Source organism: Rhizobium sp. Leaf384, from assembly GCF_001424065.1.
GTDB lineage: Bacteria > Pseudomonadota > Alphaproteobacteria > Rhizobiales > Rhizobiaceae > Ferranicluibacter.
Window position 1 is genome coordinate 753606 of sequence record NZ_LMQE01000001.1, and the last position, 22792, is coordinate 776397.

At 67.1% G+C, this 22792-nt stretch carries 18 protein-coding genes and 1 pseudogene; 12 read left to right on the forward strand and 7 right to left on the reverse strand.

Annotated features, from left to right (window positions below):
- The first annotated feature begins 203 nt into the window (after window positions 1-203).
- Window positions 204-1136, forward strand: a complete 933-nt coding sequence (locus ASG25_RS03555) for a VOC family protein (RefSeq protein ID WP_062469312.1) — start codon at window positions 204-206, stop codon at window positions 1134-1136.
- Between the two features lie 6 nt (window positions 1137-1142).
- Here ASG25_RS03555 and ASG25_RS22105 read toward each other — a convergent pair whose 3' ends face one another.
- Window positions 1143-1505, reverse strand: coding sequence for a DUF2798 domain-containing protein (locus tag ASG25_RS22105; protein WP_082475493.1), 363 nt, complete (start codon window positions 1503-1505; stop codon window positions 1143-1145).
- Between the two features lie 137 nt (window positions 1506-1642).
- On the opposite strand from ASG25_RS22105, the gene ASG25_RS03565 reads away from it, so the two are divergent.
- The 6 genes from ASG25_RS03565 (at window position 1643) to ASG25_RS03590 (ending at window position 12367) form a co-directional block, all read left to right on the forward strand.
- Window positions 1643-2653 (forward strand): LysR family transcriptional regulator, encoded by a 1011-nt coding sequence (locus tag ASG25_RS03565; protein ID WP_062469315.1) that lies wholly within the window; start codon window positions 1643-1645, stop codon window positions 2651-2653.
- 135 nt (window positions 2654-2788) lie between these two features.
- Window positions 2789-4894 (forward strand): S9 family peptidase, encoded by a 2106-nt coding sequence (locus ASG25_RS03570; RefSeq protein ID WP_062469319.1) that lies wholly within the window; start codon window positions 2789-2791, stop codon window positions 4892-4894.
- 130 nt (window positions 4895-5024) lie between these two features.
- Window positions 5025-6308: a DUF2254 domain-containing protein gene (locus tag ASG25_RS03575; protein WP_062472064.1), complete on the forward strand. Its 1284-nt coding sequence runs from the start codon at window positions 5025-5027 to the stop codon at window positions 6306-6308.
- A gap of 170 nt (window positions 6309-6478) precedes the next feature.
- Window positions 6479-7981 (forward strand): protein adenylyltransferase SelO, encoded by a 1503-nt coding sequence (locus ASG25_RS03580; protein WP_244479339.1) that lies wholly within the window; start codon window positions 6479-6481, stop codon window positions 7979-7981.
- 263 nt (window positions 7982-8244) lie between these two features.
- Window positions 8245-10569, forward strand: a complete 2325-nt coding sequence (locus tag ASG25_RS03585) for a glucose/quinate/shikimate family membrane-bound PQQ-dependent dehydrogenase (RefSeq protein WP_062469324.1) — start codon at window positions 8245-8247, stop codon at window positions 10567-10569.
- Between the two features lie 130 nt (window positions 10570-10699).
- Window positions 10700-12367, forward strand: coding sequence for an ABC transporter ATP-binding protein (locus tag ASG25_RS03590; RefSeq protein WP_062469327.1), 1668 nt, complete (start codon window positions 10700-10702; stop codon window positions 12365-12367).
- Window positions 12368-12466: 99 nt separating this feature from the next.
- Here ASG25_RS03590 and ASG25_RS03595 read toward each other — a convergent pair whose 3' ends face one another.
- A complete protein-coding gene (locus ASG25_RS03595) occupies window positions 12467-13429 on the reverse strand; it encodes a pyridoxal-phosphate dependent enzyme (RefSeq protein ID WP_062469330.1) in 963 nt (320 codons plus the stop codon).
- Window positions 13430-13518: 89 nt separating this feature from the next.
- On the opposite strand from ASG25_RS03595, the gene ASG25_RS03600 reads away from it, so the two are divergent.
- The 3 genes from ASG25_RS03600 to ASG25_RS03610 all read left to right on the forward strand — a co-directional run bounded on the left by ASG25_RS03600 (window position 13519) and on the right by ASG25_RS03610 (window position 15415).
- Complete coding sequence (locus tag ASG25_RS03600) at window positions 13519-13980, forward strand: Lrp/AsnC family transcriptional regulator (protein WP_062469332.1); 462 nt, start codon at window positions 13519-13521, stop codon at window positions 13978-13980.
- A 94-nt stretch (window positions 13981-14074) separates the two neighbouring features.
- The gene (locus ASG25_RS03605) at window positions 14075-14524 is read left to right on the forward strand and encodes a helix-turn-helix domain-containing protein (RefSeq protein ID WP_062469336.1); all 450 of its coding nucleotides are present in this window, start codon (window positions 14075-14077) and stop codon (window positions 14522-14524) included.
- A gap of 423 nt (window positions 14525-14947) precedes the next feature.
- Window positions 14948-15415: a GNAT family N-acetyltransferase gene (locus ASG25_RS03610; RefSeq protein WP_347360110.1), complete on the forward strand. Its 468-nt coding sequence runs from the start codon at window positions 14948-14950 to the stop codon at window positions 15413-15415.
- A 398-nt stretch (window positions 15416-15813) separates the two neighbouring features.
- On the opposite strand, the gene ASG25_RS03615 is transcribed toward ASG25_RS03610, so the two are convergent.
- The 4 genes from ASG25_RS03615 to ASG25_RS03630 all read right to left on the reverse strand — a co-directional run bounded on the left by ASG25_RS03615 (window position 15814) and on the right by ASG25_RS03630 (window position 19441).
- A complete protein-coding gene (locus ASG25_RS03615) occupies window positions 15814-16728 on the reverse strand; it encodes a cytochrome c (RefSeq protein WP_062469339.1) in 915 nt (304 codons plus the stop codon).
- A gap of 337 nt (window positions 16729-17065) precedes the next feature.
- A complete protein-coding gene (locus ASG25_RS03620; RefSeq protein ID WP_062469341.1) occupies window positions 17066-17500 on the reverse strand; it encodes a cytochrome c in 435 nt (144 codons plus the stop codon).
- Between the two features lie 252 nt (window positions 17501-17752).
- The gene (blaOXA, locus tag ASG25_RS03625; RefSeq protein ID WP_062469344.1) at window positions 17753-18589 is read right to left on the reverse strand and encodes a class D beta-lactamase; all 837 of its coding nucleotides are present in this window, start codon (window positions 18587-18589) and stop codon (window positions 17753-17755) included.
- 189 nt (window positions 18590-18778) lie between these two features.
- Window positions 18779-19441, reverse strand: coding sequence for a LysE family translocator (locus tag ASG25_RS03630; protein WP_062469347.1), 663 nt, complete (start codon window positions 19439-19441; stop codon window positions 18779-18781).
- A 142-nt stretch (window positions 19442-19583) separates the two neighbouring features.
- On the opposite strand from ASG25_RS03630, the gene ASG25_RS03635 reads away from it, so the two are divergent.
- Window positions 19584-20279, forward strand: coding sequence for a YafY family protein (locus tag ASG25_RS03635; protein ID WP_062469350.1), 696 nt, complete (start codon window positions 19584-19586; stop codon window positions 20277-20279).
- Window positions 20280-20369: 90 nt separating this feature from the next.
- Here the strand turns inward: ASG25_RS03635 and ASG25_RS03640 are convergent, their stop codons facing one another.
- A complete protein-coding gene (locus ASG25_RS03640; RefSeq protein ID WP_062469353.1) occupies window positions 20370-20969 on the reverse strand; it encodes a superoxide dismutase in 600 nt (199 codons plus the stop codon).
- 264 nt (window positions 20970-21233) lie between these two features.
- Here ASG25_RS03640 and ASG25_RS03645 point away from each other — a divergent pair.
- Window positions 21234-22451 (forward strand): annotated as a pseudogene (locus ASG25_RS03645) (hypothetical protein); the annotation flags it as partial.
- Window positions 22452-22792: the final 341 nt, after the last annotated feature.

Genomic DNA, 22792 nt, shown 5'->3' on the forward strand with positions numbered 1-22792 from the left:
GGGATTGTCAACGCCGCCGCGACGATCCTTCGCCGATCCCGCGCATTTCGCAAGCGCCCGGGGCGGTGCATAGTCCGCACCAACATCGACTTAGACATAGCCACCGACGACGACATCGCCAACGGGGCCAACGGGGAGAGCGAGAACGGGCGCGGCACGGTCCGGGGCTCCGATCCCTGCCCCTTTCTGCCGGAGCGACCGACATGACCCTTGCCTCATCCGCCTCATCCGAACACGGCGCACTGCCGCATCCCGGGCCCGAACACCCGCTGTCCATGCCGGCCTTCGTCGATCATGCCCGGCTGGTGGTGCGCGACCTGCCGCTCGTGTCGTCCTGGTATCAAGCCGTCATGGGGCTGCGCGTGATGGAGCGGCGGCCGAGCGGCGAGACGCTCGGCGTCGGCGGCCGGCCGCTCCTGACGCTCACCACCTCCAACCATGCCGCGCTTGCGCCGCGCAACGCGCCGGGCCTGTTCCATACGGCCTTCCTGGTGCCGGATCGGCCGGCACTGGCGCGCTGGCTCGTCCATGCCGCCCGCCAGCAGGTGGCGCTCGACGGCGCCTCCGACCATCTGGTCAGCGAGGCGATCTATCTGGCGGATCCTGAAGGCAACGGCATCGAGATCTATCGCGACCGGCCCCGCGCCGACTGGACGACCCTGCCCGACGGCATGGTGAAGATGGCGACGCGGCCGCTCGATCTCCAGTCGCTCTATGCCGAGGGCCTGGCGCTTGGACCCGGCCCGGCAAGCGGGGGCGGTGCAGGGTGGGCCGGGATGGAGCCGGGAACGGCGCTCGGCCACCTCCATCTGCAGGTCTCCGACCTCCCGGCTGCCAACGGCTTCTTCCGGGACGTGCTGGGGCTCGACATCATCTCGACCTATCCCGGCGCGAGCTTCTTTTCGACCGGCCGCTACCATCATCACCTCGCCGCCAATGTCTGGAACACGCGCGATGCGCCCCGTCGGTCCGCCGACATGACGGGTCTCGGCACCTACACGCTGCGCTTCACCGACGGGACGGCGCTCCAGACGGCGCTTGCCGCGCTCGACCGGCTGGAGATTCCCACCACGCGCCATGGCGACAGCGTCTCCCTCACCGACCCCTTCGGCATCGGCCTGACGCTGTCGACGTGACCCGCGTCAGCCGGCCCGCCGGATGACGAGAGAGGTGAGCCGGAGCGCGACCGGGCGGACGATCAGCACGCTGACGAAGGCGGCCGGCATGGCGATCGCATAGGCGGAGAACACGCGCCGCGGCAGGCCGGCATCGATGCCGCTATTGGCCGACACGATGATCCAGCACATGATGAAGGCCATGATGCCCGCCATGAAGAAGGCGAAGGCATAGGGCGTCAGGACCGGCGGCAGCCCGGCTTTCGGCAACCCGCCCGGCAACTTGCTCGGTGGGTTCGGCGTTGACGTGGCGGAGGCCGGTACGGCCGGCGTGGCAGCGGGGGTGGATGCGGCGGGCGTGGATGCGGTGGGTGTGGATGCGGTGGACATGACGTCTCCTGTCGTTCGTCGTTCGAATGCCTCTACCCCTGTCCTACGCCGTTCGGCGATCCTTGATGAGAGGCTTGCAGGCTTCATCAATCTGAAGCAAAACTTTCGAATGGGTGCGAACGACAGAGGGCAGAGCTATGGATAGCCTTCGCGGGATCGAGAGTTTCGTGCGCAGCGTCGAGATGGGCAGCATCGCCGCGGCCGCCCGGCACCTCGGCATTAGCGCGGCGGCGGCCAGCCAGAACATCGCGCGGCTGGAGCGCGACCTCGGCGTGCGCCTGCTGCAGCGCACGACCCGACGGCTGGGGCTGACGGACAGCGGAGAGGTCTATTTCGCGCGGGTCCGCCACGTGGTGCACGAACTGGAGGCCGCGGCGACCGCCGTTTCCGCGCTCAACGATATGCCGCGCGGCCGGCTTACCATCTCGGCGTCGGTCGCCTTCGGACGCCATGTCATCGCGCCGCTCGTTCCGGGCTTTGCCAGCCTCCACCCGCAGCTCTCCGTCGAGCTCGTCATCACCGACAGGGCCGTCGACCATATCGCGGAGGGCATCGACATCAGCGTGCGCTTTGCCGAACAGCTGGAGCCCTCACTGATCGCCCGCAGGCTCGCCACCGTGCCGATGATCATCTGCGCGGCGCCCGACTATCTCGCCCGGCGCGGCCACCCGCAGATGCCGGAGGATCTCGTGCACCATGATTGCCTGATCTACCGGCTGGCGACCCACGGCCGCCTGTTCCGCTGGACCTTTCTGCGCGACGGCTCGCTCTACGAGCCCGACCTCAAGCCCCGGATCGTCAGCAACGACATCGACACGCTGACCTCGATGGTGTTGGCCGGGGCCGGCATCGCCCGTCTCGGCGCGTTCATCGCCGACGACCTGATCGCCAAGGGCCTCGTGGTGCCGCTGTTCGGCAAAGCCGCGGCGCAGGCGCGCCACGGGAGCAGCGCAAGCCAGGGCATCAGCGCAAGTAACGGCAGCAGCGCCGGCCACGACGCCATCGCGGCGCATACGCCGTTCACCTTCTATGCCTGCATGCTCGACCGCCATAGCGCCACCCCGAAGATCCGCGCCTTCATCGATTACGCGGTGGCAGCACTCGCGTCGCGCTGGCGCGCGCCGGCGTCAGCCCATGCGTCGCCGTGAGGCCGCGCATTCCGTCGCGGCAAACTGTCCCGCGCTTTGCCGCTTGAATGCGCCGGCTGCGGCATCTATGTCCGGGGCACCCCAGAGCCTTTCCGGCCGTGCCGGAAAGCGTTCTCCAACCCCCCGGAGATCGCCTTGTCCGACCAGACCCCCGTATTTTCCGACCTGCCCGCCCCGCCCGTCGCGCCGAAAAAGCCGCGGGGCGACACCCGGCACGGCATCACGCGCACCGACGATTATGCCTGGCTGCGCGCCGACAACTGGCAGCAGATGTTCAAGGATACCTCCATTCTCGATCCGGAGATCCGCGCCCATCTGGAGGCCGAGAACGCCTATATGAAGGCCGCGATGGCCGACACCGAGGCGCTGCAGAAGACGCTGTTTGCCGAGATGAAGGGGCGCATCAAGGAAGACGACAGTTCGGTGCCGATGAAGGACGGACCCTTTGCCTACGGCACGTCCTTCGTGACGGGCGGCGAGCAGCCGCGCTATTTCCGCGAACCGCGTGACGGCGGTCAGCGCATCGTGCTGCTCGACGGCGACAAGGAGGCCGCGGGCAAGGACTATTTCCGCCTGTCGGGCCTCGACCACTGCACCGACCATTCGCTCGGCATCTGGGGCTATGACGACAAGGGCTCGGAATATTTCACGCTGCGGGTCCGCGATCTCTCGACCGGGGCCGACCTCGACGACGTGGTCGCAAACACCGGCGGCGGCGGCGCCTGGGCGCCCGACGGCCGCAGCTTCTTCTACACCGTGCTCGACGAGAACCACCGTCCGTCGAAGATCTTCCACCATGTCGTGGGAACGGCGCAGGAAGCAGACCGGCTGGTCTACGAGGAAGAGGATGCCGGTTTCTTCATGGGCGTCGGCGCCTCGATGCTCGACGACGTCATCTACATCGACATCCACGACCACGAGACCAGCGAATACCTGCTGATCCCGACCTCGGACCTTCAGGCCACGCCCAAGCTCGTCGCGGCGCGCGAAACCGGGCTCGAATACGCCCTGACGGAGGGCGGCGACGTCTTCTACATCCTGACGAACGCGGACGGCGCCAAGGATTTCAAGATCATGGAAACGCCGTTCGACCGCCTCGAGCGGGAAAACTGGCGCGAGGTGGTGCCGCACACGCCGGGCCGGCTGATCCTCAACCACATGGCCTTCGCCCGCCATCTCGTCTGGCTGGAGCGCGAGAACGGCCTGCCGCAGATCAAGATCCGCGACCGGCGCACCGGCGAGGAACATGCGATCGCCTTTGCCGAAGAGGCTTTCTCGCTCGGGCTGTCGGGTGCCGGCGAATACGACACCGACGTCATCCGCTTTTCCTATTCGTCCATGACGACGCCGAGCCAGCTCTACGACTACGACATGACGACGCGTGCACGCACGCTCCTGAAGACGCAGGAGGTGCCCTCCGGTCACGACCCCGAAGATTATGTGACGCGCCGGGTGTTTGCGCCCTCGCACGACGGCGCGTCCGTACCGGTGACGCTGCTCTATCGCCGCGACACACCGCTCGACGGCTCCGCCCCGTGCCTGCTCTATGGCTACGGCGCCTATGGCATCTCCATTCCGGCCTCGTTCAACACGAATTGCCTGTCGCTGGTCGATCGCGGCTTCGTCTATGCCATCGCCCATATCCGCGGCGGCAAGGACAAGGGGTTCGCCTGGTACGAAGACGGCAAGATGGAGAAGAAGACCAACACGTTCAAGGACTTCATCGCCGCGGCCGATTATCTCGACAAGGAGCGCTTCACGTCGTACGCGAACATCGTCGCCGAGGGCGGATCGGCCGGCGGCATGCTGATGGGGGCGGTCGCAAACATGGCGCCGGACAAATTCGGCGGCATCATCGCGGCCGTGCCCTTCGTGGACGTGCTGAACACCATGCTCGACGACACCCTGCCGCTAACCCCGCCGGAATGGCCGGAATGGGGCAATCCGATCGAGGACGAGGCCGCCTATCACCACATCGCCAGCTATTCGCCCTACGACAATGTGGCGGCGAAGCCTTACCCCGCTTTGCTGGCCCTGTCCGGGCTCACCGACCCCCGCGTGACCTATTGGGAGCCGACCAAGTGGGTGGCGAAGCTGCGGGAGACGACCACCGGCGACCAGCCAATCCTCTTGAAGACCAATATGGGCGCCGGCCACGGCGGCGCCTCCGGCCGCTTCCAGCGCCTGGAGGAAATCGCCTTCGAATACGCCTTCGCGATCAAGGTGGCGCGAAAGATGTAGAGGGCGGACGACGGCCGCACCCCGTCGTCCGGATCCTGCCGCCGGACTCACGTCCGCTGTCGAAAAAAGGCCGCCGCGCCCTATCATCCCCGTGGCGGCGGCAATCCCGGTCGCCGGTTCAGGGGATCTCATGCTCAGGTCGAAACGTCTCTGGCAGGTGGTGCGGCTGTCGCGGCGGCTGTGGGTGCGGGCGACGCTCTATTGCCTCGCGGGCGTCGCGACGGCGCTGGTCGCCGTGCTGCTTGGGCCGTTCATCCCGCAGGAGATGACGAAGGCCTTCGGGGCGGATGCGGTCGATCCCATCCTCAGCATCATCGCCTCCAGCATGCTCGCGGTCACCACCTTCTCGCTTTCGACGCTGGTGGCCGCGACGTCGGCCGCCGCCAGCGGCGCAACCCCGCGCGCAACAAGCCTGCTGCTCGAGGACACCACGGCGCAGCGGGCGCTCTCGACCTTTCTCGGCACCTTCCTGTTTTCGCTGGTCGGACTGATCGGGCTGCATGCCGGCCTTTATGGCGGCGGCGGGCGGCTCGTGCTGTTCGTCGTCACGCTCGGCGTCATCGCCGTGATCGTGCTGACGCTGTTGCGCTGGATCGATCACCTTTCGACCCTCGGGCGCGTCAGCGAGACGATCGACCGCGTGAAGACCGCGGCGATCTCGGCCATGCGCGATCATCTCGAGGATCCGCTCCTCGGCGGCGCGCCCCTTTCCGTCCTCACGCCCGGCGCGGGGCCCGGAAGCGGCCCACCCGGGGCCGTGCCGGTCTCGCCCGCGACGGTCGGATATCTCCAGCATATCGACATGCCGCGCCTGCAGGCGCTTGCCGAGGCGGGCGATCTCGATCTGCATCTGGCCGCGCGGACGGGCAGCTTCTGCGCGCCGGGAACGCCCGTGCTGTTTGTCCGGCCGCGATCGGGCGGCAGGCTCGATGCGGCGGCGCAGGAGGCGCTGCTCGCGGCGCTGACCATCGGCGCACGCCGCACCTTCGAGCAGGATCCCCGTTTCGGCCTGATCGTCCTCGCCGAGATCGCCTCCCGTGCGCTGTCGCCGGCCATCAACGATCCGGGAACCGCCATCGACGTCATGACGACGATGGTCGAGGTCTTCGCGGTCGAGCCGCGGGCGGACCATCGGCGCGAGACGCCGGACTTCCCCCGCGTGCACGTTCCCCCTCTGACCCTGCGCGACATGTTCGAGGATGCGTTCCTGCCCATCGCCCGCGATGGCGCCGACAATCCCGAAATCGGCATCCGCCTGCAGAAATGCCTGCGCGCGCTCGCCCGCCTGCCCGGCGGACGCCTGCACACGATCGCCCGCGAGATTGCCGCGACAAGTCTTGCGCGCGGCCTGGACGCTCTTGCCTTCGAGGGCGACCGAACCCGACTGACGCGGGAGGCTTTCGTCGAGGTTTGACCCCCGGGTCTGCGCAGACGCGATCGTGCCTTAGACCCTCGCGTTCGCTTGCCCGACGCGACAAGCAAGGCCCGACGACCCTTTCAGCGCGCTGCCCCGCACCCTATCTACAAAGCTCGGCCCTGCGACCGGACCGAGGATGACGGATCAGACACGACGCGGAGGCGATGATGGCGGCAACAAGCACAACGCGGGTGGAAGCGGCGCCCATCCCCTTCGACAACAGCTATGCCCGGCTGCCGGACAGTTTCTTCACCCATGTCGATCCGACGCCGGTCGAAGCGCCGATGCTGATCCGCTTCAACCGGGCGCTTGGCGAAGAGCTCGGGCTCGACGTCGCGACGCTCGAGGCCGAGGGTGCGGCGATCTTTTCCGGCAATGCGCATCTGCCCGGCGCGCAGCCGCTCGCCATGGCCTATTCCGGCCACCAGTTCGGCGGCTTCAACCCGCAGCTCGGGGATGGCCGGGCCATTCTGCTCGGCGAAGTCGTGGACCGCGACGGTCGGCGCCGCGACATCCAGCTGAAGGGTGCGGGTCCCACGCCCTATTCGCGCCGCGGCGACGGGCGCGCGGCACTCGGGCCCGTGCTGCGCGAGTACATCGTCAGCGAGGCCATGCATGCGCTCGGCCTGCCGACGACCCGGGCGCTCGCAGCCGTCGTCACCGGCGAACCGGTCTACCGCGAGACCGTGCAGCCCGGCGCCGTGCTGACGCGTGTGGCCGCCAGCCATATCCGGGTGGGCACGTTCCAGTTTCATGCCGCGCGTGACGACCAGGCCGGCGTCAAGCGGCTTGCCGACTATGCGATATCGCGGCATTACCCCGCGCTTGCGGACGATCCACAGCCGTATCTCGCCTTTCTCCTCGCCTTTGCCGACCGTCAGGCCGCGCTGATTGCCCGCTGGCTGTCGATCGGCTTCATCCACGGCGTGATGAACACCGACAATGTCGCGATCTCGGGCGAGACCATCGATTTCGGCCCCTGCGCCTTTCTGGACGCCTATGATCCGGCCAAGGTGTTCTCCTCCATCGACCGCAACGGCCGCTATGCCTATGCCGCCCAGCCCGGCATCGGACAATGGAACCTCGCCCGCCTCGCCGAAACCCTGCTGCCGCTGCTCGACACCGACGAGGAGGCCGCGGTCACCGCGGCGAACGGCGTGCTGAAACAGTATGGCGAGCGGTTCCAGCATCACTGGATGACCGCCATGCGCGCCAAGCTCGGCCTGTCTACCAGCGAGGGCGGCGATCTCGACCTCGTCCAGGACCTGCTGACGCTGATGCACGCGGAAGAGGCCGATTTCACGCTCACCTTTCGGCGGCTGGCCGACGTCGCGGCCGACCCGGCGGCGGAAAACCGATTTACCGAACGGTTTCGCACGCCGGCGAGCACCAGCCTCTGGCTCGACCGCTGGCGTCGCCGGATCGCCGCCGAGCACCGGGGCCCCGCCGACATCGCCGCGGCGATGCGCGCCGTCAACCCGGCCTTCATACCCCGCAACCACCGGATCGAGCAGGCGATCGCCGCCGCCCAGACGGACGCCGATTTCGCGCCGTTCGATACCCTGATGCAGGTGCTCGCCCGTCCCTACGACGCGCAGCCCGAACGGGAGGCCTATGCCGAGCCTCCGGCCCCGGGCGAAGAGGTGCTGCGGACGTTCTGCGGGACCTGAGATCGTACGCATCGGACACACGCTGTGCTCCGAGATGGCCACCCTCGCCCGGCTTTCCGGGAGAGGATACGTGCTGCCCACGCGTCCGCGGGTTCCCCCCGTTCGTTGCGCCGACGCCATGGGGAACCTGTCCATCGATTGTGCGTTGCGGCATTGACCCGGCTCTGGGCTGCCCTAATTTCGCCATGACGGGTCCGGATCTCCACCGGTCTCCCTTTATCGAAATTGACGGGGCGCCCTTCGCGGCGCCGGGAGTCCCTTCCATGATCATGTTTACGTCTGTCCTTTTTGCGCTGATAGGACTGGGGCTCGCCGGCTTCGGGGCCTGGCTCGCCGTTCTCGGCGGCAGCTGGTACTACGTGCTGGCCGGCTTGGCCTTTCTCGCGACGGCCATCCTCCTGTCGCGCCACAGATCCTCGGCGCTGACCGTCTACGCGGTGTTCATTCTCGCCACGCTCGGCTGGGCCCTATGGGAGGTCGGTTTCGACTGGTGGCAGCTCGGCCCGCGCGGCGGCGTCGTCATCCTGCTCGGCCTCTGGCTGCTGCTGCCGTCCATCCGCAAGCCGCTCGGCTTCACCAGCCCGACGGGCCACGTGTACCGCGCGAGCGGCTGGCCGCTCGGCATCGCCGTCGTCCTGTCGGTGGCCGTCGCGGTCTACTCGATGACGCAGGATCCGCTCGACATGGCCGGCACCCTGCCGACCACGGTCGCCAATGCGACACCAGCCCTCGGCGGCAACGTGCCGGACGGCGAATGGCACCAGTATGGGCGCACGCAATATGGCCAGCGCTATTCGCCGCTCGCCCAGATCACCACGGCCAACGTCTCGGACCTGAAGGAAGCCTGGCGCTACCAGACGGGCGACGTGAAGCGGCCGGAAGACGTCGGCGAAACGACCTATCAGGTGACGCCGCTCAAGATCGGCGAGACGCTCTATGTCTGCACCCCGCACAACTGGGCGATCGCCATCGATGCTGCGACCGGCAAGGAAAAGTGGAAGTTCGACAGCAATTCCGGCATGAACCCGGACCGGCAGCACCAGACCTGCCGCGGCGTCAGCTACTACAAGGACGCAGCCGCTGCCCCGGGCAGCGCTTGCGCCTCCCGCGTCTACCTGCCCACCTCAGACGCCCGCCTGATCGCGCTCGACGCCGAGAACGGCCAGGTCTGCACCGGCTTTGCCGACCAGGGCACGCTGCATCTGGAAAGCGGCATGCGCTACCAGCCGGCCGGCTACTATTACTCGACCTCGCCGCCCGTCATCACCGGCAACAAGATCATCATCGGCGGCGCCGTCAACGACAACTATTCGACGCAGGAACAGTCGGGCGTCATCCGCGCCTTCGACGTCAACACCGGCGCGCTGATCTGGAACTTTGACAGCGGCAACCCGGACGCGACCGCGCCGCTGCCGGAAGGCCAGCACTACACGACCAACTCGCCCAACAGCTGGTCGGTGTTCTCCTATGACGAGGCGCTCGGCCTCGTCTACATCCCGCTCGGCAACCAGGTGCCCGACCAGCTCGGCATGAACCGCAGCGAGAACGTGGAGAAGTTCTCCTCCTCCATCGTCGCGCTCGACATCAACAGCGGACAGCTGCGCTGGGTCCGCCAGACCGTGCATCACGATCTCTGGGACATGGACGTTCCCGCCCAGCCCGTGCTGCTCGACATCGACGGTCGTCCGGCGCTGGTCGGCCCGACCAAGCAGGGCGATCTCTACGTGCTCGACCGGCGCACCGGCGAGCCGATCATCCCCGTGAAGGAAATCCCCGCGCCCTCCGGCGCGATCCCGGAAGATTTCACGGCACCGACCCAGCCGATCTCCGACCTGACCTTCTCGCCGCCGCCGCTGACGGACAAGAACATGTGGGGCGTGAGCATGTTCGACCAGCTCGCCTGCCGCATCCAGTTCGAGCGGCTGCGCTATGAAGGCCGCTACACGCCGCCGTCGCTCGAGGGATCGCTGATCTATCCGGGCAATTTTGGCACCTTCAACTGGGGGTCCGTCGCGGTCGATCCGGAAAAGCAGCTGATGTTCGGCATGCCCACCTATCTTGCCTTCACCTCGCAGCTCGTGCCGCGGGATCAGGTTCCGCCGAAGGGTCAGGACCAGAAGGGCAGCGAGCAGGGCCTCAACCGCAACGACGGCGCGCCCTATGGCGTGTTCATGGGACCGTTCCTCGGGCCGCTCGGCATTCCCTGCCAGGCGCCGCCCTGGGGCTATGTCGCGGGCGTGGACCTGAAGACCGGCGACATCGCCTACAAGCACCGCAACGGCACGGTCTACGACATGACGCCGCTGCCCCTGCCCTTCAAGGTCGGCGTTCCCGGCATCGGCGGCCCGATGATCACCAAGGGCGGCGTCGCCTTCCTCGGCGCGGCGGTCGACAACTACCTGCGCGCCTACGATCTCTCGAACGGCCGCGAACTCTGGCGCGGCCGCCTGCCGGCCGGCGGCCAGTCCACGCCGATGACCTACAGCACCCAGGACGGCACCCAGTATGTCGTGATCGTCGCGGGCGGCCATGGCTCGGTCGGCACCAAACCCGGCGACTACATCATCGCCTACACCCTGCCGAAGTAAGGCCGGGTCTAAAACGCGCAGAAAGCCCGGCCGCGAAATCGCGCCGGGCTTTGTCGTGAAAAGCGGTTACGGCACTTCTTGGATCATAAGAATCATCTAATACTTGCGCTCCGAAGCCTCGGAGCATCTGATGTCGTCCTCACCGCCCGCGCTTGTGCGCAGTCTTCTCATCGATTTCTGGCGCGCATCGCGGCTGACGCTGTTTCTGGTCGCGGCGCTCGTGGTCGCAGCCTCGATCTCCACTGTCGCAGCACCCTATCTTTTTTCCCGCTCCATCAATCGCCTGGCAGGCGGCGGCGTGCCGGAAGCGCTGGTTTACGGGCTCCTTGCCTATGCCCTGCTGCTCGGCATTTCGACGGCACTTTCAACCGCGCAGATCTATCTGGCGCAGGTTTGCACGGAGAGCCTCGGCCTCATCGCGTCCACCGTCTTCTTCGGACGACTGCTGCACAAGACGGCCCCGTTTTTCGTCGAGCATAATTCGGTAGAGATAGAAAGCGCCGGTCAGCGGGGCCAGGATGCGCTGCTCATTCTGGTGCATCTGGCGCTGGCACTGCTAATCCCCGGTGTCGTGCAGATCGTCCTCACCCTGGCGCTACTGGGCGCAACGGTCAGCCTCGATATCGTCGGCGTGGTCACGGCTTACGGCATCGTCTATGTGCTGCTCGCCGTCATCTCTAACCGTCGTACACGAGTCTATTTCGAACGGGCCATCGCGGCCGGGCAGGACAATGCCCGCTTCATCGGCAATGCCATGAACGGCATGGAGACCCTGCGCCATTTCGGCGCTCATGGCTGGCTGCGGACCATCTTCCGGAACAAGGCGCGCGACGTGTTCGAGAACTGGCGGGCCTACTGCCTCGTCCGCATCGGCATAACCAGTCTTCAGGCAGGAGCGCTTACGATCCAGATGGCCGTCACCTTCCTCATCCTCATGCCGCGCATGCGGGCCGGCGCGATTTCGGTCGGCGATATCGTTCTTTTCAACGCCCTTCTGCTGCAACTCAACCAGCCATTCGAGGCCATCGGTCACATGATCAACGAAATTGCGATCTCGCGTGGCAATCTTGCGCCGATGCGGACGCTGTGGATGGCGCCGGAGGAGAGCGTCACCCTGTCGGGCGAGCCTCTGCATCTCCCCACGGGAACGGTGCGTTTCGACGCGGTGTCCTATCGCTACGACAATGGGCGCGGCGTCCATAACATCAGCTTCACCGCCACGCGCGGCGGCATCACCGCCCTGACCGGCGAAACCGGCGCCGGGAAATCGACCGTCTTCCGGCTGGCGCTGAAATCGCTGGAGCCGCAGCGGGGCACCATCACCGTCGACGGCAGGCCGCTCTCCAGCCTCGACCGCGCCGACTGGTACGCCCGCATCGCCGTGGTGCCGCAGGATATCATGCTGCTGAACGACACGCTCGCCGTCAACATCGCACTTGGCCGCTCGCTCGACCCTGAACGCCTGCGCCGCGCCGTGTCGCAGGCAGCGATCCTCGACACGATCGACGCATTGCCGGACGGCTTCGAGACGCCGGTGGGAGAACGCGGACTAAAGCTCTCGGGCGGCGAGCGCCAGCGAATCGCCATTGCCCGCGCGCTTTACGGCGATCCCGACATCCTGTTTCTCGACGAGGCCAGTTCGGCGCTGGACGCAGCGACCGAGCAGGATATTCTCCAGCATCTCCGCGAGATCTCCGACCGCGTCACCGTTATCGCGATCACCCACCGCACCGCGATGATCCTGCCCGGAGATACCGTGGTCCGCATCGTGGCCCCGGTCTCGGCCGATGTCGCTTGACTGCCGGAAAGCAGCCGGGATCTTCTAAAGAGCGTTGCGTGAAAAAGGATTCACGCAACGCGCTTTCAGGTCTTGTTCCTCATTGCGCCGGCCGATCGCTCAGGAAAGCCAGCCTGCGATCTGCGCTTCGGTGAGGTTGCCGCCGCAGAGGGCGGTCGCCACGCGCTGGCCCTTGAGGCTTGCGGCCTGCGTGAGAATAGCCGCGAGGCCAGCCGCCCCCGCCGGTTCGACACGGCGACCCCAGGTTCGCTCGGCAAACCGCATCGCCTGCACGATCACGTCGTCGTCGACGAGCACGACCTCGTCGACCGTGTCGCGCAGCCAATCGACGGCGGAGGGCACGGGGATGCGGACCGCAATCCCGTCGGCGATCGTGTTGCCGTCCGGCGTTGCGATCGCCCGGCCCGCCCGATAGGACAGCGCCATGCAGGGCGCGCCGGTGGCTGCGACCGCGACCACGCGGGTTTGCGGTGCCCGCGCCTTGAACCAGCACCCGATGCCGGCCGCAAGAGCGCCGTTGCCGAGGGGGATGTAGACGACGTCGAGCGCATCGACGGCCTCGCTCAGCTCGGCTGCGATCGTCCCCGCACCTTCCGCAATCGCCGCATGTGCACCGTCCTCCACGAAGGCGAGATCGCGGGCGCGGGCATGGTGTCGTGCGGCGTCCTTTGCCGCATCGAAATCCTCTCCGGCGAGATGGACCTCTGCGCCCAGCCGGCGCATGGCCGCAATCTTCAGCGGATTGGCGTTGACGCTGGCAAAGACGACGAGGGATCGCCCGTGCCGCGCGGCGTTATAGGCAAGGCCCTGCCCGAAATTGCCGGCGGACGCCGTGACCAGAGGGTCTCTGCCGGCGGCGCCCGTCTCGGGCGTGCCGTGCGCAAGATAATAGCCCGTGCCGCGGCCCTTGAAGCTGCGGATCGGATTGTCGGTCTCGTCCTTGGCAAACAGCATGAGGCCGGCGGTCGGACAGGACAGCAGCGGGCTGTTCAGAAAGACGGGGTCGATGAGCTGTCGCGCCGCGCTGATGTTGTCGTGGGAAAGTTCGGGTTCTCGTGTCATGGGCTTAGGATACGACAGCCGGATGCGGTAAAACCCTCATCTTGGAGATCGACACGCCGATAATCCGCGTCGAGGAGACATGTGACGCCATGGACGATGTGGACAGACGGATCCTGCAGGCGCTGCAGGAGAATGCCGACCTGCCGGCAAAGCGCCTCGCCGACATGGTCAACCTCTCGACCTCGGCCGTCGAGCGGCGCATCGGCCGGCTGAAGCAGGACGGGACCATCCAGAAGATCGTCGCCGTGATCGACCCGAAGGCGGTCGGCCGGCCGCTGTCCATTCTGGTGGAGCTGGAGATCCAGAACGAGCATCGCCACACGCTCGACCAGTTCCAGCGATGGCTCGACCAGGCGCCGGAGATCCAGTCGTGCTGGTACGTCACAGGGGATATGGACTATGTCCTCCTCGTCGTCGTGCGCGACCTTGCCGATTACAACGCCTTCATCGAACGCCTGATGAGCGAGCAGCAGGCGCTCGTGCGGAAATACAGGAGCATCATCGCCCTGAAGACGATCAAGCACGGGCTGGCGCTGCCGCTCGAGGCGTGAGACACGCCACCCGGCAAGGCCGAGCTTTAAACCGGCGGCGGTCGCGCCTATCTCAGGGCCAGCGGCCTTCCCTGCCGCGCGGAGACCACGGGCCATGTATTCGATCGGCGATCTGTCGCGGCGCACCGGCGTGAAGGTGCCCACCATCCGGTATTACGAGCAGGCGGGCCTGATTGCGCCGGCCGAGCGCACGGAGGGCAACCAGCGGCGCTACGAGAAACGCGCGCTCGACCGGCTCGCCTTCATCCGCCACGGGCGCGATCTCGGCCTGTCGATCGAGGCGCTGCGCGATCTGATCGACCTCAGCGATCACCCGGAAAAGCCGTGCGCGCGCGCCGATGCCATCGCCGTCGAGCATCTGGCCGCCGTTCGGGCGAAGATCACGCAGCTGCAGCGGCTGGAGCATGAGCTGGAGCGGATCGTTTCCCATTGCACCGGCCATACCGTCGAGGATTGCTATGTCCTGCGCGCCCTGTCGGACCATGCGCTCTGCGACGGCGAGCACGCCCGGCCTCTGGAAGAGACGCAGGTGCCGACGCGCTGACCTGCCGCATTGGGCATATGCGTGGGACATGTGCATGGAGGCACGCGCCGCCGCGCGGGCCTGCAGCGACGGGAGGCCGACATTGACAGGGACCGCAAAAGGGGCCATGACAGTTCCATGATCACGACCGCAACCCGTGCCCGCTGGTATTTTACGCTGCATTCATAGATGCGGCTGTCTGATCACGTTCAACAAGCCGCCGCCAGGCGGCTTTTGTTTTGACGGGTGCCTGGGGCGGATCAGCTTCAGGAAACCACGATGCCGACCCTGTCTTCCCCGCCTGTCTCACATCCGGCTGTCTCACATCCGCCAGTCTCACATCCGCCTGACCCGACCCGGCCAAGCTCGGCCCGGCCAAGCTCAGACCGGACAAGCGCGCAACAGCTCGGCTCGCCGGCCGGCCTCGACCTGCAGGCTGCCGCCGTGCCGGACCGCGCGCCGCTGGTCACGATCCGGTCCGCCCGCGCGGGCGATATCCCCGCGCTCTGCGTCATGATCGCCGAGCTTGCTGCGCATCATGGCGACACGGCTCCGCTCGACGCGGACACGCTGGCGCGCGACCTGTTCGGGCCGGTGCCGTGGATCACGGCGCTGGTCGCCGAGGCGGCGGGCACGCTGATCGGCTACGCCATTCTCGTGCCGCTCTACCGGGCGCAGCTTGGCGTGCGCGGCATGGACCTGCACCATCTCTTCGTGCGCGACGCCCATCGCGGCACCGGCATCGGCCGCCACCTCGTGGCAAAGGCGCGCCAGGAAGCCCGCCGCGCCGGCTGCGCCTATCTCTCGGTCAGCGCCGCCACCGGCAATGTCCAGGCGCACCGTTTTTACGAAAGCGAGGATTTCACGCCGGGTCCGGTAACGGGAATGCGGTATGTGCAGGCCTTGCGATAGGCGTGCGCGCGTCCTCCCAATGGCACAGCTGGATCTCGCCGGCGCGTTCCCGGCGCGACCAAGGGGTCTGCCGTTCATGACGGCCGCCCCGCCCTGGATCGCCGGCCCGGAAACGCCTCGTCTCTGAAGGAGGCCCGGTCTGCGAAAGCGGACCATAAGCCTGGTGCTGATCTTTCGGCCCTGCCGCACCAGCCTGTGCGAGGTGGTCGAAAAACAGCAGGGCTTTCTCCCGACGCCGGCGTCAGGCGATCCGTCGCGCGGCCGTTTCGAAAAATCCGGATGGTGGAGACACCCCCATCCCAAACCCTCTGCGGCCCCCTTCTTGTCAACCGCGCCTCATGCCTGTCGCCCGACACGCGTGCAGCGGTTTCGGGAAACGACAGGCATCAAGACGCGCTTCAGCGGGCCGGCACGGCCTTCAGATAGGCGGCGATGGCTTCGCGGTCGGCGGCGGGGAGCTTGGCGATGTTCTTCTGGACCTCGACCATGGAGCCGCCGACGCTGTCGAAATCCGGCGTGAAGCCGGTTTCGAGATAGTTGGCGATATCGGCCTCGCTCCAGCTGCCGATGGATTTGGAGCCGGGGGTGATATCGGGGATCTGGCCCTCGCCCTCCGGGTTCGGCGCGCCCGCGAGCCACAGGTCGGTCTTGAAGCCGCCCAGCGCATTGCGCGGGGTGTGGCATTCGCCGCAATGGCCGGGGCCTTCCACCAGATACTGGCCGCGCACCAGCTTTGCATTCGCCTGGTCGATCGGCACGCGCGCCTTGTCGCTGTAGAACAGCAGCTTCCAGCCGCCGAGCGAGGCGCGGATGTTGAACGGGAACGGCAGCTCATGCGGCGGGGCGACATTCGCGCTCTTCGGCAAGGTCTTGATGAAGCCGAAGAGGTCGTTGACGTCCGTCTGCGTCAGCCGGGCATAGGAGCCGTAGGGAAACGAGGGATAGAGGTGCTCGCCCTCCGGTCCGACGCCGCGCGTCATGGCGTTGCCGAACTGGGCGAGCGTCCAGCGGCCGATGCCGGCGGTGTCGTCGGGCGAGATGTTGGGCACGTGGAAGGTGCCGAACGGGCTCTTCAGCGGCAGCCCGCCGGTCAGCACCAGCTTGGCATCGCCCTCCGAACCCGGCGCCGCATGGCAGCTCGTGCAGCCGCCAGCCCAGAACACCTGCTCGCCATGGCCGAGATCCGGATCGCCGAGGCCCTCCCAATGCGCGGCCGGCCAGGGTTCGGGCTTGGTGACGAACCAGGTGCCCCCCGCAACCACGATGCCGAGGAACAGCACGGTCGAGACAAATGTGCGCGCGCGACGGGCCATGCGGCAGATCCTTGTGGTCGGGCGCCGGGGTCCGGGAACGCGGTGCCGTTGAGCTCGAATGACGATGGGCGGATGGCGGGCGGTGTCGCGGCCGGGCGGCCGACGCTGCCGGGCAGATGCGCAGACGACGCTGACGGCCGGCCGAATGGTCACAGCCGGCGCCGACGCGTCGCCTCAGGACAGGATCCTCGCGGGATCGCCATTCCCGTTGACAGGACGGAATCCCCTGCGGGGTCGCCATTCCTTCTGATAGGACGGGATCCCTTGCGGGATCCCGAGGCGTCTCGCGAGGCAGGCCCCTTGCGCGGGCGCAGGGGGCCCCTGGCCGGTTTGCCGCCTACTTCTTGAGGCGGTAGACCTGATGACAGTCGCCGCAATGCGGGCCGAGCTTGCCGATCGCCAGGCCGAGGGCGGCGGGATCGGCGGGCAGCTGCGCCAGAACCATGTCGGCATCGGCCGCCAGGCTTGCGGCCTTGGCGTCGAAGTCTGCCTTGTTTTCCCAGATCTTCGGGCTCGCTTCGGAATTGGCTTCCGATCCCGCCGGGAACTGGTCCGGGAAGGCCTTGATGCTGGTCGAGATCGTCGTCAGCGATGCCTTCACCAGATCGGCATCGAAGGGCTTCTGTCCCTTGGCCATGGCCGAAAGCGCGCCCATCGAGCCGCCGATCTTCTTCATCAGGCCTTCGCGCACCTCTTGCGGCTCGGCGGCCGTCACGGCACCGGCAGCAAGCCCCGTCAGGGCGGCCGCGAGAAACAGGGGTCTCAGTTTCATGGAATTCCTCTCTGCTATCGAGGTGCGTTTGCAGGCGCCTCGCCGTCATACATGGCCGAGCGAGACGACCGACTCCTCCGGGACGCGCGGCCATTTCGTCGCAGGCATCTTGGCATCTTCTCGGCGCGTTGAAAGTAAAATCTTTGCGAAAGGCGAGACGCAAAACAGTTGGTCGACAGGCTTTGGACAACCGGCTTCGGCCGACGGGTTTGGCCGACGGGCTTTGACCGACGACGTGTGGGGGAACAGGCCTCAGCGACCGAGCGTGCGCGACAGCGCCGGCCATTGCGCGATCAGCGCATCGCGCGTCAGCACGCCGGGCGAGGTCTTCGTCTGCTCGCGCGTCCGGATCAGGCGGGCGAAGACCACGGCCCCGTCCGCGTGCCCCTTCTGTTCGGCCCAACCGACATACCAGCCCCAGCCATGGGCATAGTCGAAGCTGCGATCCGCGCGGCGGGGAAAGGCGGCACCCGTCTTGCCGTGCAGCGTCCAGTCGCCGGCATCGCGGCGTTCCACGATGCGCCGCGTCTTTTCGATCGCCTCGGCCCCGACCGGCAGCGTGCCGTTGACGAGGCCGCGCAGGAAGGCGACCTGCTCGCGCGGCGAGATCTGCAGCGAAGAGGCGATCCAGGCGCGTTCCAGCCCGTTGTCGAAGCCGGGATCGCCCGAAAGATCGGCATTGCCGTATTGGAAGGCACGCGCATAGCGCTCCAGCGTGTCGCGGCCGAGATCGCGCGTGATGCGCTGGGAATACCAGACGACGGAATAGCGCAGCCAGTCGGTCGGGTTGGTATCGCGCAGCCAGTTGGCCCCGCCCCAGTCCGGATCGCCCTTCTGGTAGGCGAGGACGGGCGTCGTTTCGTCTTTGAGAAATTTCGTGTCGTAGCCGATCAGCGCCAGCGGGATCTTGAAGGTGGAGGCCGGCGTCGTGCGCGTGGCGCAGTCGCCCTCCTCGACCAGCACCTTGCCCGTCGCGGCATCGAGCATGATCGTGCAGGTGACGTCGACATCCTCCGCTGCCGCGGAGGCGGCCAGGGAATGGGAGGCGGTCGCGGCCAAAAGGGCGCAGGCGAGGAGAAGACGATGCAAGCCGATAGTCCTTTCGAAACAGGATGGTACGCGCACCATGCGGCAAAAGGCGGCATCATTGCGGCGCGGCAGGGATCGCCGGCCCGGTCTCCAGTGAAACTTCAGACTTACGAACAACACGCGCGGAAGTCTTTCCGCCACGCGCTGGAGCCAACGCCCTGAAGTCCCAGCCTGATAGCCCAAGTTCCGTCATGCCCCTCCCCACCCGGCGGTCCAGACGGTCAGCGCCGCGACCGCAATCAGCAGCCCGCCGACCCCGCGACCGATCAGCGCCGTTACCCGGGGGTGCCCCGAAAGCAGCGTCCGGCTTCGACCGGCGGTGAAGGCAAGGGTGCCGTAGACGCCGAGCTGCGTCGTCGCCGTGATCATCGACAGGATCGCCGCCTGCACGCCGATCTGCCCGTAATGCGGCTTCAGGAACTGCGGGAATACGGCCAGCATGAAGAGATAGGCTTTCGGATTGAGGAGGCAGGTGATGGCGCCGCGCCGGAAGAAGCTCCAGCCCGATGGCGCACGGGCGGCGGGCGAGAGCGTTTCCCCGCCCGGCGCGATCGGCGCGAGACGGACGCTGCTGCGCACGAGCGAGAGGCCGATCCACGCGATATAGGCCGCGCCGGCCAGCAGCAGCACGTCGAACAGGTGCGGCACGTAACGGACGAGCGCGCTGATGCCGATCACGGCATAGATCGTGTGGACCACGCCGCCCGCCATGACGCCGGCCGTCGCAAGGATGCCCGCTCTCCGGCCGCCGGAAAGCGCGCTGGACAGGACGAGCGCCATGTCCATGCCGGGCACGATGATGATGCCGAACAGCAGGGTGAAGAAGAGCCAGAGATTTTCGGCGTAGGTCATGCGGGATCCTTGTTGCCTTCCGGGACGCGACGGGATCAGGGCAGCGGCCACGGAGGCCGCCGGTATCCCGTCATCGCGTTCGTGCTATAAATCCAGGCTCCTGACAGGGTGGTGTCAGTTGGGTTCAGCGGCGTGAGGGAACATGCGCAAGGCATCGCGGCTTTTCGAAATCATCCAGATGCTGCGGCTTGCCCGACGGCCGTTGACGGCGGCGGGGATGGCCGAAAGGCTGGAGGTGACGGTCCGCTCGGTCTATCGCGATATCGCGGCCTTGCAGGCGATGCGCGTGCCGATCGAGGGTGCGCGCGGCCTCGGCTACATTCTGCGGCCCGGCTTCGACCTGCCGCCCCTGATGTTCTCGATCGAAGAGATGGAAGCGCTGGTGGTCGCCCTCGCGCTGCTGGAACGCTCCGGCGATCCGGAGCTGCGCGGCGCCGCCCGCCGGGTCGGCGACAAGATCGCCGGTGCGGTGCCCGCTCCCCTCGGCCGCGCGTTCGCCAGCCGCGCGCTCCATGCCTGGGGTGCCATTCCCGATCCACCGGAGGGGATCGACCTCGCGCTCGTCCGCCGCGCCATACGCGACGAGCGCAAACTGGTTCTCGATTACCGCGACGAACAGGGCGAGGCGACGGAGCGGACCGTCTGCCCGCTCGCCGTCGTCTATTATCCGGAAACGACGGTGATGATCGCGTGGTGCGAGCTGCGGCACGCGCTGCGGCATTTCCGGACCGACCGTGTGGAGCACTGCGAACCGACGACTGCGTCCTTCGCCGGTGCGGGTGACCGGATGCGGGAGAGCTGGATCACCGGCTGGAGCCCGCCGCCTGTCGCCTCGTGACGGCGCGACAACCGGGCGCGCCAGCGGATCAAACACGCCGCATAAAAAAGCGGGACCCGAAGGCCCCGCTGTTCGTCGTTCAGAGCCTGATCAGGCTGCCTTTTCGTAAAGCTCCAGGACGTAGTCCCAGTTGATCAGGTTGTCGATGAAGGCCTCGAGGTACTTCGGGCGGGCGTTGCGGTAGTCAATGTAGTAGGAGTGTTCCCAGACATCGACGCCGAGCACCGGCGTTGCACCGTGGACGAGCGGGTTTTCGCCGTTCGGGGTCTTGGCGATCTGCAGCTTGCCGTCCTTGACGGCGAGCCAGGCCCAGCCCGAGCCGAACTGGCCGACGCCGGCCGCGATGAAGTCGGCCTTGAACTTGTCGTAGCCGCCGAGATCGGACTTGATGGCCGCGTCGAGCTTGCCCGGCAGCGACGTGCCGCCGCCGCCCTTCTTCATCCACTTCCAGAAATGCAGATGGTTGTAGTGCTGACCGGCATTGTTGAAGAGTGGCTGGTTGGTGCCGTAGGACTTCTTGACGATCTCTTCGAGCGAGAGATCGGCCAGCCCGGCCTCTTCCGCCAGCTTGTTGCCGGCCGTCACATAGGCCTGATGGTGCTTGTCGTGATGATATTCGAGCGTCTCGCGCGACATGTAGGGGGCCAGCGCATCGTAATCATAGGGAAGCGGGGGAAGTTCGAAGGCCATGGCGGTTCTCCTCTTGGCATCGGAATTCATTCGCGAAATCGTCCGGGGAACATAGGCACCGCGCTTGCCGGAGGCAACCGGCGGCGCTCCTAAATTCACCGCACCGCGTGAAATGGTTTTCCGGACACGCCGGATCACGACAGCGTCATCGCAGCGTCCTTGCGCGGGGCGAAGCCCCCGAACCCGGTCGCGCACGGGGTGCGGCCTTCATTTCGCCAGTTTCTTAAGCCTCTGTTAAGACTTTCGAAACCAAGGGAATTTTCCATGGCGCTAGGCGCTTCGCATCGACTGCAGGACGGCATCGAGGCCGTCGAGACCATGACGCGTTTCGCGCTTGCCGTGCTGTCGCTCGCCTCCGGCGTCTACACCTATCTCGGCGTTCGCTCGATCCTCGACGGGTCGGCCACCTCCGTGTTCTTTGCCGCCCTGATCTATTCCAGCGCCGTCTCCGTCGCGATCTATGCGTTCTGGAGCTACATGGCGCGGTTCTATCCGCATGTCACCGGCACCGCCGGGCGGGGCGCCATGATCGGCGTGATGGCGCTCGGCTGCGCCATGATCATCGCCATGTCGAGCTGGCTCAACGCGGCTGCCCTTGCCGGATCGGCCGCCCTCGAGCAGCATCTGGCCGAGACGCTGGAAGACTACACGGCCGATCTCGACAAGGCGCACCAGAATGCGCTGGCCGCCCAGAGCCTGCTGCCCGACATCCAGCGGACGCAGGAACGCTTCCAGCGGCTGGCCGACCAGGAGCGCGAAACCGGCGCCCTGACGGGAACCACGGGCGCGGGCAGCGTCGTGCAGCTGCTGTCGCAGATGGCCGCCCAGCTGACCGAGCTCGAAAACGGCATCACCGCCTCGCGCGAACGGGTCACCACCCTGTTCGACGATGGCCGCAAACATCTCGAGACCATGCGCACCCTGGTCTCGGCCCCCGGCGCGATCGACCCGCGCGCCGACCAGTTCTCGGCCGAAGTCGTAGCGCTGTCGGGCGTCATCACCTCGCTGCAGCAGACGTCCATCGCCCCCTCGGTCAAGCGCGCGGCGGAGGATCTCTCGCTCGGCTTCATCGCGCCGATCGCCGATGGCGATGCACCGGACCTTGCCAACCGGCAGGACCGGGTGATGGAAACGATCCGCTCCTCGGTCGCCGCGCAATCCCGGGTCCTGTCGACGGCCGCGGACGAGATCCTCGCGCGCGAACCCGTCGCCGACCGGCGCTTCGTGCCCCTATCCTCGGCCGAAGCCGTGCTGCGCTACGCCTCGGACTTCATTCCGAGCTGGGCCGGCGCCATTTCGATCGACCTCCTCCCGGCCGTGCTCGTCTTCATGCTGTCGATCGTGCATGCGGCGCTGCGCCGGCAGGAACAAACCATGCCCTTCGCGCAGCGCATCACCGCGGCCGAACTGCTCGAGGCGATCGAGGTGCAACGGGCGCTGACCCGCAGCGGTGTGGATATCGAGGCGATCGCGCGGGGCGACGGACCGGTGCCGGAAAGCCGCGCCCAGGAGGAGCGCCGTGCCAGAGACGAGCACGCGGCCCGGGACGAGCGCAAGGCCCGGGACGAGAATACGGTCCTGGACGCCGCTGCGCCCGCCACGGCAGACACCCCCGAGCCGACCAACATCACGAGCCTCGACATCGCCGCAAAGGGTCCGCCGCGGGCGCCACGCTCCGGAACACCCGCATGAGCCTGACGGCGGACGACGGCGGAGCCGCCGGCGACGGGCATCGGGCACGTTCGGAGGGGGCACGTTCGGAGCGTGCACGACCGGCAGGGGCACGACCGGCGGGGTCACGACCGGAGCGGGCGCGCGTGCTG